Origin of the sequence: Brachymonas denitrificans (assembly GCF_907163135.1) — a bacterium.
In the GTDB taxonomy this organism is placed as follows: domain Bacteria; phylum Pseudomonadota; class Gammaproteobacteria; order Burkholderiales; family Burkholderiaceae_C; genus Brachymonas; species Brachymonas denitrificans_A.
Map to the genome: position 1 here is coordinate 346651 of NZ_CAJQUA010000001.1, position 12710 is coordinate 359360.

General features: G+C 64.6%; 12 protein-coding genes. 3 read left to right on the forward strand and 9 right to left on the reverse strand.

Annotation, left to right across the window (positions count from 1 at the left end):
* Window positions 1-15: 15 nt before the first annotated feature.
* The 5 genes from cysT to KKQ75_RS01605 form a co-directional block, all read right to left on the reverse strand.
* A complete protein-coding gene (gene cysT / locus KKQ75_RS01585) occupies window positions 16-918 on the reverse strand; it encodes a sulfate ABC transporter permease subunit CysT (RefSeq protein WP_213359443.1) in 903 nt (300 codons plus the stop codon).
* A gap of 112 nt (window positions 919-1030) precedes the next feature.
* Entirely contained in the window at window positions 1031-2119 is a 1089-nt protein-coding gene (locus KKQ75_RS01590) for a sulfate ABC transporter substrate-binding protein (protein WP_213359445.1), read from the reverse strand.
* Between the two features lie 142 nt (window positions 2120-2261).
* Window positions 2262-3299 carry a sulfate ABC transporter substrate-binding protein gene (locus KKQ75_RS01595; RefSeq protein ID WP_213359447.1) on the reverse strand — a complete coding sequence of 346 codons (1038 nt, stop codon included), beginning with the start codon at window positions 3297-3299 and terminating at the stop codon, window positions 2262-2264.
* Window positions 3300-3434: 135 nt separating this feature from the next.
* Window positions 3435-4232, reverse strand: coding sequence for an exodeoxyribonuclease III (gene xth, locus KKQ75_RS01600; protein WP_213359449.1), 798 nt, complete (start codon window positions 4230-4232; stop codon window positions 3435-3437).
* A gap of 187 nt (window positions 4233-4419) precedes the next feature.
* Window positions 4420-4914 (reverse strand): dihydrofolate reductase, encoded by a 495-nt coding sequence (locus KKQ75_RS01605; protein WP_213359452.1) that lies wholly within the window; start codon window positions 4912-4914, stop codon window positions 4420-4422.
* A 144-nt stretch (window positions 4915-5058) separates the two neighbouring features.
* Between KKQ75_RS01605 and KKQ75_RS01610 the strand changes: the two genes are divergently transcribed.
* The gene (locus KKQ75_RS01610) at window positions 5059-5535 is read left to right on the forward strand and encodes a c-type cytochrome (RefSeq protein ID WP_213359459.1); all 477 of its coding nucleotides are present in this window, start codon (window positions 5059-5061) and stop codon (window positions 5533-5535) included.
* Here KKQ75_RS01610 and KKQ75_RS01615 read toward each other — a convergent pair whose 3' ends face one another.
* The 3 genes from KKQ75_RS01615 to KKQ75_RS01625 form a co-directional block, all read right to left on the reverse strand.
* A complete protein-coding gene (locus KKQ75_RS01615; protein WP_213359462.1) occupies window positions 5536-6420 on the reverse strand; it encodes a DMT family transporter in 885 nt (294 codons plus the stop codon).
* Between the two features lie 158 nt (window positions 6421-6578).
* Window positions 6579-7394: a thymidylate synthase gene (locus KKQ75_RS01620; protein ID WP_213359471.1), complete on the reverse strand. Its 816-nt coding sequence runs from the start codon at window positions 7392-7394 to the stop codon at window positions 6579-6581.
* Between the two features lie 190 nt (window positions 7395-7584).
* A complete protein-coding gene (locus tag KKQ75_RS01625; protein WP_213359473.1) occupies window positions 7585-8994 on the reverse strand; it encodes an FAD-binding oxidoreductase in 1410 nt (469 codons plus the stop codon).
* Between the two features lie 107 nt (window positions 8995-9101).
* Here KKQ75_RS01625 and KKQ75_RS01630 point away from each other — a divergent pair, with 107 nt between their 5' ends.
* Window positions 9102-10784, forward strand: coding sequence for a SulP family inorganic anion transporter (locus KKQ75_RS01630; protein WP_213359484.1), 1683 nt, complete (start codon window positions 9102-9104; stop codon window positions 10782-10784).
* A gap of 20 nt (window positions 10785-10804) precedes the next feature.
* Here KKQ75_RS01630 and KKQ75_RS01635 read toward each other — a convergent pair whose 3' ends face one another.
* Window positions 10805-11311: a DUF2069 domain-containing protein gene (locus KKQ75_RS01635; protein ID WP_213359487.1), complete on the reverse strand. Its 507-nt coding sequence runs from the start codon at window positions 11309-11311 to the stop codon at window positions 10805-10807.
* Here KKQ75_RS01635 and KKQ75_RS01640 point away from each other — a divergent pair.
* Window positions 11310-12671 (forward strand): YihY family inner membrane protein, encoded by a 1362-nt coding sequence (locus tag KKQ75_RS01640; RefSeq protein ID WP_250130963.1) that lies wholly within the window; start codon window positions 11310-11312, stop codon window positions 12669-12671. The two genes, KKQ75_RS01635 and KKQ75_RS01640, sit on opposite strands and share 2 nt — an antisense overlap.
* The last annotated feature ends 39 nt before the right edge of the window (window positions 12672-12710 follow it).

A 12710-nucleotide genomic window follows, 5' to 3' on the forward strand; every position in this document is an offset into this window, starting at 1 on the left:
GGTGTTTCCCGTGGCTCAGGCCGGCAGGCGGCGGCGTTGCCAGGCCTGCAGCAGGTTGAGGATCAGCAGCAGCACGAAGGCAGTGACCAGCATGACCACGGCAATTGCGGCGGCGCCAGCGGTGTCCTGCTGCTCGACCTTGCCGATAATCAGCAGGGAGGTGATCTCGGTCTGGAACGGGATGTTGCCGGCGATGAAAATGACCGAGCCGTACTCGCCCAGTGCACGGGCAAAGGCCAGGGCAAAGCCGGTGAGCAGGGCAGGCAGCAGCGTGGGCAGCAGCACGTGGCGGAAGGTCTGCCAGCGGCTGGCGCCGAGCAGGGCGGCGGCTTCTTCCTGTTCGCGCGGCAGGTCCTGCAGCACCGGCTGCACCGTGCGCACCACGAAGGGCAGACCGATGAAAGTGAGTGCCACCCACACGCCCAGCGGGGTGTAGCTCACCTTGAAGGGCAGCAGGCTGCCGATCCAGCCGTTGGGGGCGTACAGCGTGGTCAGCGCAATGCCGGCCACGGCGGTGGGCAGGGCGAACGGCAGGTCGACCATGGCATCGAGCAGGCGGCGGCCGGGAAACTCATAGCGCACCAGCACCCAGGCCACCAGCAGGCCGGCGGCGGCATTGGCCAGCGCCGCCAGGAACGACGCGCCGAAGGTCAGCTTGTAAGAGGCCACCACCTGCGCGTCGGTGGCAACACTCCAGAACGCTTCCCAGCCCAGCTGCGCACTGCTGAAGAACACCGCCGCCAGCGGAATCAGCACGATCAGGCCCAGGTACAACACGGCAATGCCCAGCGACAGGTTGAAGCCGGGCAGCACGCTGTGGCTGCGCAGCAGCGGGTTGCGCCAGGGGCGCGATGTCCGTCGTCCGGTTGGGGTTGTATTGGCCACGGCAGGGGAGGAAAGCGTCAGGCTGGAATTCATGGAAGGTGGAGGGCGCGGTGTTGCAAAGAAGAAGGGCGTGTCAGGTGGGGTCACCGTGTGGATTGGCTGTCCCGAAGGTCACGCCGTGCGGCACGCGGTGCCGCTGTCGGGTTTACTTCTTGCGCTGCGCCATCGCCTTGTCATAAGTGCCGCCATCGCTGAAGTGCACCTGCAGCGCCTTGCTCCAGCCGCCGAACAACTCGTCCACGGTGAAGGTTTGCTGTTGCGGGAAGTCCTTGGCATGTCTGGCCAGCACTTCGGCGTTGCGCGGACGCAGGTGGTGCTTCGCAGCAATCTCCTGCGCTTCGGGCGACCACAGCCAGTTCAGGTAGGCGGTGGCCGCCTCGCGGGTGCCTTTCTTGTCGACGACGCTGTTGACGATGGCGACTGGGTTCTCTGCCAGCACCGTCCATTTGGGGTAGACCACCTGGAAGTTGTCACCGAACTCGCGCTGGATTAGAGGCACTTCGCTCTCGAAGGTGACCAGCGCATCGCCGATATTGCGTTGCGCAAAGGTGGTGGTGGCGGCGCGGCCCCCGCCGTCCAGCACCGGCACCTGCGCGAACACCTTGCCGGTCAACTCGGCGGCCTGCGCTTCGTTCTGGCCGGACTTGAGCGCTGCGCCCCAGATCGCCACCCAGGTATAGCGGCCATTGCCGGTTACCTTGGGGTTGGGGATGATGGGCTGCACGCCCGGCTTGCCCAGGTCGGCCCAGTCGGCGATCTGCTTGGGGTTGCCCTTGCGTACCAGAATCACGGACAGCGAGGTATTGGGTACGGCGTTGTCGGGGAATTTTTTCGCCCAGTCCTTGTCCACCAGGCCTTTGCCGGCCAGGAAGTCGATATCGCTGGCCTGGTTCATGGTGACCACATCGGCCTGCAGGCCCTCGGCCACGCTACGCACCTGCTTGCTGCTGCCGCCGTGCGATTGCTGAATCTCCAGCTTGCCGCCGTTCTTGTTGGCAATGGGCAGGTAAGCGGCGTTGATGTCCTTGTAGAACTCGCGCGACACGTCGTAGCTGACGTTGAGCAGCTTGTTCGGGTTGCTGGTGTCGGCACTGCCGGAAGCGGCGGCCGCAGCAGCGCTGGCGCCGGGGGCTGGAGTGCCCTTGCCGCAGCCGGCCAGCGTGCCTGCGGTCAGCAGGACGAAGGAGCTTGCCAGGAAGGTGATCACCGGACGGCGTTGAAAAGTGGTGTGCATGGTAAGGGAGTCCTTGAAAGCAGCAGGCTGGTAGCAAAGTCGGCCTCGGTGCATGCCGAGGGAATGTCAGCATGGTAGGGACTTGCTACATACTTGGAAACGAATATGTTGTTGTTTGTTTATTTCCGAAATGGAATAAAGATCATTTCCGTGCCTTGCCGAAAATCTGGTCGTACACGCCACCGTCGGCAAAGTGTGTCTTTTGTGCCTGGCCCCAGCCACCGAACAGCTCATTGATGGTGAACAGCTGCACCTTGGAGAATTGGTGGGCATAGCTGCGGGCGACGCTGCTATCGGCTGGGCGGTAGTAGTGCTTGCCGATCAGATGCTGCGCTGCCGGGGTGTAGAGAAACTGCAGATAGGCTTGGGCTACCTGGCGTGTGCCACGGGCGTCCACGTTGCGATCGACCACGGCAACCGGCGGCTCGGCCAGGATGCTGACGGAGGGCGTCACGATGTCGTACTGACCCTTGCCAAGTTCCTTCTGGGCCAGATAAGCCTCGTTTTCCCAGGACAGCAGCACGTCGCCGATGCCGCGCTGGGTAAACGTGATGAGCGAACCCCGCGCCCCTGTATCGAGCACCGGCACCTGTTTGTACAGCTGGCTGACGAAGGCACGCGCCTGTTCCTGCGAGCCGGTTTTCTTGAGGGCATAGCCCCACGCGGCCAGATAGTTCCAGCGGGCGCCGCCGGAGGTCTTGGGATTGGGCGTAATGACCGAAATGCCGGGCTTGACCAGGTCACCCCAGTCGCGGATGCCTTTCGGATTGCCCTTGCGCACCAGGAACACGATGGTGCTGCGGTAGGGCGTGCTGTTCTGCGGCAGCCGCTTTTGCCAGTTGGCTGGCAACAGGCCGGCCTGGGCAACTTGGTCGATGTCGCCTGCCAGCGCCAGTGTGACGACGTCGGCCTTCAGGCCATGGATGACCGATAAAGCCTGTTTGCCCGAGCCGCCATGGGACTGGCGAATCTGGACGTTGGCTCCGGTGGCTTTTCGGTAACTGTCGGCAAAGGCGCGGTTGATATCCTGATACAGCTCGCGCGTGGGGTCATAGCTGACATTGAGCAGCTGCACGGTGGCGGGCTGTGCCTGTGCAGGTAATGCTGCAACGCCAAGGGCGATTGTTGCCAGGGAGGCGAGCCAGTGGCGGCGTGCGGTGCGGGAAGCGGAGAAATCCATGACCATGTCCTTTCGGTTTCAATAAAACTGAAAGTCATGATATTTGGATTTTAAATAAGTAAAACAAATAAATTGTAGGTAGGATATCGCTTCGGGTCCTTAGGTGCTCAGGCTATTTGCTAAGCACTGCCGTATTTATGCAGCGGCACGTTCCAGCGTCAGCACCACTGGCGTATGGTCGCTCGGGCGCTCGTTCTTGCGCGGCAGCCGGTCTATCGCGCAGGCCGTCACCATCGGCTTGACGGCATCGCTGACCAGGATGTGGTCGATGCGCAGGCCGTTGTTGCGGCGGAAGGCGAAGTTGCGGTAGTCCCACCAGCTGTAGCTTTTCTCGGGTTGCGGGAACAGGCGGTGGCTGTCGGTCAGGCCCAGGCCGATCAGCTCCTGCAGGTGGCTGCGTTCTTCCGTGGTGCAGTGGATGGTTTCGTGCAGCGCCACCGGGTCGTACACGTCCAGATCATCGAAGGTGATGTTGAAATCACCCAGCAGCACCAGTTGCGGCGTCTTGACCAGCTCTGTGCGCAGCCACTCGCGCAGCGCGGTGAGCCAGCGCATCTTGTAGGCAAACTTGTCGGTGCCGGGTGCCTGTCCATTGGGAAAATAGCCGTTCACCACGCGCAGCGGCTGGCCATTGGGCGCCGTGTAGGTCGCGCTCAGCACGCGCGCCATGTCGCAATCCATGCCGGGAATGTTGCGCACCACGTCGGTGCCAGCCTGCGTGCGTGAGAGCAGGGCCACGCCGTTATAGGTTTTCTGGCCGAAGAAGTGCACCTGAAAGCCCGCCTCGTTCAGCGCCTGCAACGGGAACTTGTCATCGGTGAGCTTGGTTTCCTGCAGTGCCAGCACCTCCACATCGGGGTTGGCGGCGAGCCAGTCCAGCACCTGCGGCAGGCGGACGGAGAGGGAGTTGACGTTCCAGGTGGCGATTTGCATGGTGAGGGGATCCTGTGCCCTTGGGGTGGCGAACACGGCGCATTGACGCTGAAGCAGGGGATTCTAGGAGCAATACGGTTTCACCGTGTGGTGGAGGTGTGTGGGGTCGACGATTGGGGTGGAGTGCAGGTCAGCTTCTCCCATCCCTGTAGTGATCCGAGTGCACAACCATGGTGAAGAAGAAACGTCAGCCCACCCGCACGTAGGTCACAAACGCAAATGGCAGCCCCTGGCTGCTCACATGCGCCTCGCGCTCCACCGGCTGGAACTGTTCGCCCAGAATCGGCGCATAGGCATCGCCCTCGAAATCCGCATCGATTTCGGTCACCACCACCTGGTCGGCAAGCGGCAGGGCCTGCGCATACACATTGGCGCCGCCCATCACCCAGATCGTGTCCACCGCGCCGCATTGCACGATGGCATCACCCAGGCTGTGCGCCACGATGGCGCCGGGGGCCGTCCAGTCGCGCTGGCGCGTGATCACCACATTGGTGCGACCGGGCAGGGGGCGAAACTTCTGCGGCAGGCTGTCCCAGGTCTTGCGGCCCATGATGACGGGCGCGCCCAGCGTGGTGCGCTTGAAGTGCGCCAGATCTTCCGGCAGATGCCAGGGCATCTGGCCCTGATGGCCGATCACGCCATTGCGGGCGCGTGCGTAGATGAGGTGCAGGGCGGGTTTCATGCGGGCATTGTAGGCAGGTTACGTGCGTAACCTGACTATTGGAGCGTGACACATTATGTGTATAGTAGGCCGGTTTGCAAGGCAGGGGCTGAGGGGCGCAACAGGTGGCGCCGGCCAACCTGCCGGCCATGCAGGATCTGAACAATGAAGACGTTTGCTCGATGGGGCCGCGCCGCACTGGTGGCGGGCCTGGGTTTTGCCAGTCTGGGTGCTTCGGCCCAGTGGATGACCTTTCCCAAGGCCGAGGACGCCGTTGCCTACCGCAAGGGCGCTTTCGAGGTGATGGAACACCATTTCAGCCGCCTGAGTGCCATGGCGCTCAAGCGTATCCCTTACGATCAGGCCCAGGCCGTGGAAGACGCCAATGTGGTGATGGTGATGTCGCGCCTGCCGTTCCATGCCTTCGTGCCGGGCAGCGGTGCGCCGCTGGTCAACACGCGCGCCAACGAGTTTGTCTGGACGGCCACGCCGCGCTTCCAGGCCAGCGCCCAGCAGCTGCGCGAAAAGGTGGACAAGCTGCCCGCCGCGGCACGCGCCGGTGATCTGGACGTGCTGAAGAAACTGGTGGTGGATGCAGGCAGCACCTGCCGCAAGTGCCACGACCAGTTCCGCAATCGCTGATCAGGCGCCCCGTCGCGGCAGCAACACTGCCGCAATCGCCAGCATCACGCAGCCCACGGCGGCAAAGTCCTGCCAGTGCGGCCATTCGCCCACGATGACAGTGGCGCTCATGATGCCGATCAGCGGAATCGCCATCACGCTCATCGCGCTGGTGCTGGGCGGCAGCGCGCGCGCCAGGCTGAACCACAGCACCTGCGCCGCGCCGTAGTTGATCAGCACGCCATAAGCCAGGCTGAGCCAGACCGGGGTGCTGAAAGCGTAGCTCTGCGGCGGCTCCAGCAGGGCTGCGAGCACGCCCATGCTGGCCGCGCCGAAGGCCATCATCCACACGATCAGCGCCTCGGTCGGCAAGGTGGTGGGCAGGCGGCGTGTCCAGATGGTGCCGAGTGCCCAGCAGATGGCCGCGCCCTGCATCCACAGGATGCCCACGGGCCGGCCCGCCAGATTGCTCAGCTCGTTGGCCAGCAGCAGCCCGATGGCAGCCAGTACCGCGACCACCGCAACGATCAGCCGCCGGTTGAGTTGCTCGCGGTAGAACAGCACGCCCAGCAGCACCGTCCACACCGGCATGGTGAAGCCGAGAATGGCGGCGCGGCCGGATGACAGCTGCTGCAGCCCGTAGATCGACAGGCCATGCCAGCCCAGCATGTTGGGCAGCGCAAGGATCAGAATGGCACGCCATTCGCTCCAGCCCTGCGGCATCAACCGCACCCCGCGCGTACGGAAGTACAGCATCAATCCGAGCATGCCCAGGCTCATGGTGAGGGCTCGGAAATGCAGCGGCTGCAGCTCGCGCAAGGAGAGCTTCATCATCGGCCAGTTGATGCCCCACATCAGGGTGAGCACCAGCAGCGCAAGGAGTTGCTTGCGGGTCAGGGTTTGCATTGAAAATACGCTTTACACCATGATTGGCGCTTGATCGGGAATTTTTTCAACTACTGTAGGCTTTATAAAGTTAAATGAGCCATGATTCTCCCGAGGCCAACGCCCTCCGGCAGGGCGTTTCGCCTGAGCCGGCTGCAATCAGCTGGCTACGCTTCCAATCACACCGCCACCGGCGCCTTGATCGGCGCATGGTGCTGGTAGTCCACCACTTCAAAGTCCTCGAATGCGTAGCTGAAGATATCCGCCGGCTTGCGCTTGATTACCAGTTGCGGGTAGGGGAAGGGCTCGCGCGAGAGCTGCAGGTCCACCTGTTCGCTGTGGTTGCTGTAGATATGGCAGTCCCCACCCGTCCAGATGAACTCGCCCACCTCCAGCCCGCACTGCTGCGCCACCATGTGCGTGAGCAGCGCGTAGCTGGCGATGTTGAACGGAACGCCGAGGAAGATGTCCGCGCTGCGCTGGTAGAGCTGGCAGCTCAGCTTGCCGTTGGCCACATAGAACTGGAAGAAGGCATGACAGGGCATCAGCGCCATCTTGTCCAGCTCGGCCACGTTCCAGGCGCTCACGATCATGCGGCGCGAGTCGGGATTGCTTCTGAGCGTCTCCATCACCTGCGCGATCTGGTCGATATGACTGCCATCAGGCTTCGGCCAGCTGCGCCACTGCACGCCGTACACCGGCCCGAGGTCACCGGTTTCCGGGTCGGCCCATTCGTCCCAGATGGTCACGCCGTGCTGCTGCAGCCAGCGCGCATTGCCGTCGCCGCGCAGGAACCAGAGCAGTTCGTAGATGATGCTCTTGAGGTGCACCTTCTTGGTCGTCACCAGCGGAAAGCCCTGCTGCAGATCGAAGCGCATCTGGTAGCCGAACACGCTGGTGGTGCCGGTGCCCGTGCGGTCGGCCTTGGCCACGCCGGTGTCGCGCACGTGGCGCAGAAAGGTTTCGTACTGGTTGGAGGGGGTGGGATTCTGCATGGGGTGATTGTACGGAGCGACGCTGAAGCGAGGACCAGTAAGGATATCGAAGAATCTTCTCCTGGAACGATCCTTGCATCTGCTGGCAAGACAGAGGAGTCGTGCCGCGGTGCGTGGCGGGTGAGCGTGCCTGCCAGGCAAATCTGACAGTGGGACTTGGGCCGCGGAATCGCTGCGGCGGTGCTTTTGCTTAGAGCACCCGTCCCGGATTCATGATCCCCTGTGGGTCCAGCGCTTGTTTGATGGCCCGCATCAGCTGGAGTGCCACGGCGGACTTGTATCTGGGCAGCGTATCGCGCTTGAGCTGGCCGATGCCATGTTCGGCGCTGATGCTGCCGCCAAAGCGGTGCACGGCATCGAATACGATACGGTTGATATCCGGCTCCTGTTCGGCCAGAAAGCGCGAAGGATCGACGCCTTCGGGCGCCTGCACGTTGTAGTGCAGATTGCCGTCGCCCAGATGGCCGAAGTTCACGATGCGCACCGCGGGCACATGGGCGGCCAGCGCGGCATCGGTTTCCTGCACGAACTGCGGGATGGCCGAAATCGGCACGGAGATGTCCTGCTTGATGTTCAGCCCTTCCTCGGCCTGCGCCAGCGAAATGCTCTCGCGGATGTGCCACAGGGTGTGCGCTTGCGTCAGGTTCTCGGCGACGATGGCGTCGGTTACGCAGCCCTGTTCCATGGCCGCCTCCAGCAGCGTTTCGAAGCGCTCGCGGGCATGCGCTTCGCCCTCGAAATCGGCATTCTCCAGCAGCACGCACCACGGCGTGTCACGGAACAGCGGCACGCGCAGCTGCGGATAGTGCTTGTCCACCAGTGACAGCGCAAACTGGCCCATTATCTCGAAGCCGGTCAGTCCCGCATGCAGGTGCTGGCGTGCCAGCCCGAGCAGGTCGACCGCAGCCTGCACCGAAGGCACGGCAGCCCAGGCGGTGAGCTGCACGCGCGGCTGCGGGTAGAGCTTCATGGTCGCGGCGGTGATGACGCCCAGCGTGCCCTCGCTGCCGATGAACAGGTCGCGCAGGTCGTAGCCGGTATTGTCTTTGCGCAGGCCCTGCAGGCTGCTCCAGATCTCGCCCTGCGGCGTGACCACTTCCAACCCCAGACACAGCTCGCGGCTGTTGCCGTAGCGCAGCACCTGCGTGCCACCGGCGTTGGCGCCCAGGTTGCCGCCCAGCGTGCAGCTGCCCTCGCTGGCCATGCTCAGCGGAAACAGCCAGCCCGCGTCGGCCGCGGCCTGCTGCACGTTCTGCAGAATGCAGCCTGCTTCGGCGTTGATGGTCTGGTTGGCCACGTCGATGGCACGGATGGTCTGCATGCGCTGCAGGCTGAGCACGATATTGCGCCCATGATCGCGTGGCACGGAGCCGACGACCAGGCCGGTATTGCCGCCCTGCGGCACGATGGCGATCTGCTCCGCTGCACACAGCTTGACCACCTCGGCCACTTCCTGCGTGCTGCCGGGCTTGACCACGCACAGCGCCAGCCCCTCGTGGCGCTTGCGCCAGTCGCGGCAGTAGGGGGCGGCATCGCTGCCGGTCAGGACGTGGGAGGCACCGACGATGCGGGCAAAGGAATCCGGAAGTGCGTCTTGCATGGCGCAATGATACGGCTCTCGAACGCGCCAGGCGGGCAGATAATGCATGCAGGCCATGGTGGCGACGTCAAGGATCTGGAATGAACGGAAGCGGGCAGCGATCGGCAATGCCCTTGCAGGGTGAGGGAGGCGCAGCGCGCCGCCTGTTGCTGCGCCCCCTGCTCGACGACCTGTTCGCCGGGCTGACCGTGGCCGGCGTACTGTTACCCGAGGCGGTGGCCTATGCGGCAATCGCCAACGTGCCTCCGGCCCATGCCCTGCTCGGGGCGCTGGTGGGGCTGTGCCTCTATCCCTGGTTCGGCAGCAGCCGCTTTGCCATCGTGTCGCCTACCTCGTCGGCTGCTGCGGTATTTGCCTCTGCCGTGGCGCTGGGTGGGGTGCCGATGGGGCTGGCGCTGGTGATGCTGACCGGCGTGCTGTTTCTGCTGGCCTGGGCGCTGCGGGCTGAATTCCTTGGCGCGTTCGTTTCGCGGCCGGTGCTGCGCGGCTTTGCCTGGGCGCTGGCACTCACCATCATCCTGCGGCAGGTGCCGCATCTGGCAGGCATGCCTGTATCCGCACCGGGCTTTTTCTCGTTGCTGGAGCAGCTGTGGCACTACCGCGCGCTGGTGCATGGGCCCAGCCTGGTGTGGGGCTTGGTGGCGCTGCTGTGCTGGGGGCTCTTCAAGCGCCTGCACCGCTGGCTGCTGGTGCCGCCTTCGCTGCTGATTCTGGTGGCCGGCATCGTGGCGTCGCAGTTGCTGGCACCGGCGCAGGACGGTGTTGCACTGGTCGGCGCCATCGAATGGAACTGGGCCGGCTGGCACTGGCCCTGGCCCTGGCCCAGGCTGGCTGATGCCTACTGGCTGCGCGCTGCAGAAATCGCGCCGGCGCTGCTGGTGATCCTGTTTGCCGAGTCCTGGGGTTCGGTGCGCACGCTGGCGCTGCAGCATGGCGACCGGGTGGCGCCGCGGCGGGAGCTGCTGGGGCTGGGTCTGGCGAACCTGGCCAGCGGAGCGCTGCAGGGGTTGCCCGTGGGGGCAGGGTTTTCAGCTTCGTCGGCGAACGAGGCTGCAGGCGGTCGCAGCAAGCTGACGGGACTGGCTGCTGCGCTTGCGCTGGCGCTGCTGCTCTGGCAGGGCCGCGACTGGCTGGCGCTGCTGCCCGTGCCGGTGCTGGCGGCCGTGGTGATCGGCATTCTGGCGCACAGCCTGTGGCCGCGCACGGTGTTGCATAGCCTGCGCTTGCGCAGCGACACCTGGCTGGCCTGGGTGGCGGCCGCGGCGGTGCTGGTGTTCGGCGTGCTGTTCGGGCTGCTGCTGGCGGTGGCGCTCTCCGTGCTGCTGGTGCTGCGACGCTTTGCGCGCCCGCTGTGGAGCGAGCTGGGACAGCTGCCGGGAACGCGGGACTATCTCGACCGCAAGGCGCACCCCGAAACCTTGCGCATGCCGGGCATCACCGTGCTGCGGCCCGAAGAGCCCGTGTTCTTCGCCAATGCCGAGCGTATCTTCGCCGGCATGCGCGAGCACGCCTTGGCCAGCGGGACGCAGGTTCTGGTGCTGAGCATGGAGTTGTGCGACACGCTGGATTCCAGCAGCGTGGAGGCGCTGGCCGAACTGGCCCAGGATCTGGGGCACCACGGTTGCACGCTGATGCTGGCGCGCGTCAAGGACCGGTCGCGCGAGTCGCTGCAGCGGGCCGGGCTGCTTGACGGCAGTGCGGGGCAACTGGTGCCGGTTTTCTGGAGCGTGGATGATGCGGTGCAGGCGGCGCAGCAGCGGCTGAACTGCCTTGCCGGCGATCTGGTCTAGTGCAACGACGGGCGCCTGTCTCAGGCCTGCGCCGAGCCTGCGGGTGCGTCAGGCGTTGCAGCGGAGGGTGCGGTCGCCGCTGCCATCTGGTGGTCGACGTTTGCGTCCGCCTGTGCCAGAGTCTTTGCAAAGAATTGCCGCGCCGCCTGAAAGCGCAGCTTGATGTGCATCACGCAGGCCACGAACAGCGCCACGCACAGCACGGCTTCCAGCAGGGCGTAGTAGCTGCTCGGCGCACGGTCGCTCCAGGCGCGCACGGCACCTTCGCAGAAATACAGCCACACCATCAGGCTGAGCCAGCGGTAGGTGTACATGCGGTTCTTGAGCAGGCCGGCCAGCGGCAGGCACAGCGGCAATGCCTTCAGCGCCAGCCAGGAGCCGCCCGGACGCACCGGCGCCAGCCACAGTTCCCACGCCACCAGCAGCAGCACCAGCGCCAGCAGCAGCCCCACGGCCGCAACACGCGTACGGCGGATGGCAGGAGTGGGCGGGATCGGCTGCAGGCTGAGGTCGTTGAATTCGTTCATGGAAAAGGATCTGGCAGAAAGCCGCCAGCGGCAGGAGACGGCTGCCAAGGCTACCACGAATGCGCTGCCATTGCCGCACAAAGATGGCATGATGGCGGCCATGCAGAAACTGCTTAGACGCTTGCTCGACTTTCATGCGCGGCTGCCCATGCTGTTGCTGGACTTTCCGTGGCGCGAAACCCTGGCCATGCTGCGCCAGCGTTTCCGCGAGGACCATCTCTCGCTCACCGCCAGCAGCCTGACCTTCACCACGCTCACGGCCATCGTGCCCTTTTTCGCGGTGGTGCTGTCCATCTTCACGGCCTTTCCGATGTTCGGCAAGCTGCAGCGCGCGCTGGAACAGTGGATGGTGCAGAACCTGATCCCCTCGGCCATCGCCAATCCGGTGGTGGAAAGCGTGACCGTGTTCGCCACCCACGCCAAGCAGCTCGGTACGGCGGGCACCGTATTCTTCGTGCTGACGGCGCTGATGCTGATGTCCAGCATCAACGAGCATCTCAATGCCATCTGGCGCGTGCGCAAGCAGCGTCCGATCGGGCAGCGCCTGCTCATTTACTGGGCTGCCGTCACCATCGGACCGGTGGTGCTGGGGGCCAGCGTGGCCACTACCTCCTATGTGCTGTCGCTGTCCAAGGGCTGGATCACGGGCACGCCGGTCGGCACGCCGGGCGGCGTCCAGTTCCTGATCAACACCGTCGAGTTTGCCTTGATGGCGGGGGGCATGGCGGCGCTTTACCACTTCGTTCCCAATACGCGCGTGCGCTGGACGCATGCGCTGGCCGGTGGCGTGTTTGCGGCGGCGGGCATTGCGCTGGCGCAGCGCCTGCTGGCGGCCTATCTGGCACGTGTGCCTTCCTACTCGGTGGTGTATGGCACTTTTGCCACCTTGCCGATCCTGCTGCTGTGGGTTTATCTGGCATGGATCATCATCCTGCTGGGGGCCGTCATCGCCGCCTATCTGCCCGCCTTGCTGCACGGACTGCGCCGCCGCGGGCAGGGCATGGGCTGGCAGATGCAACTGGCGATCGAGTTGTTGCGCAAGCTGCACCATGCCCAGCAGATGCCGGCTCGCGGCGTGCCGCTGGAACTGCTGTCGCAGCAATTGCGCGTGGAGGCCCCCCAGCTGGAGCCGGTGCTGGAAGAACTGGCGGAGTTGCGCTGGGTCGGGCGTCTGGACGAGGCCGATTCGCCCTGGGTGCTGCTGGTGCCCGCGGAAAAAACCCGCCTGGAACCGCTGATCGCCCGCTGGCTGCTGCCGCAGACGCCGCAGTTGCAGCCGCTGTGGCACCACACGCTGGCGGACATGACGCTGCTGGACGCGCTCAAGCGCGAGAATGTGGCGTCCAAGACGGCAGTTTAGGCGGCGCAACATTCAACGCTGGCTGTCTGACGGCTTGGA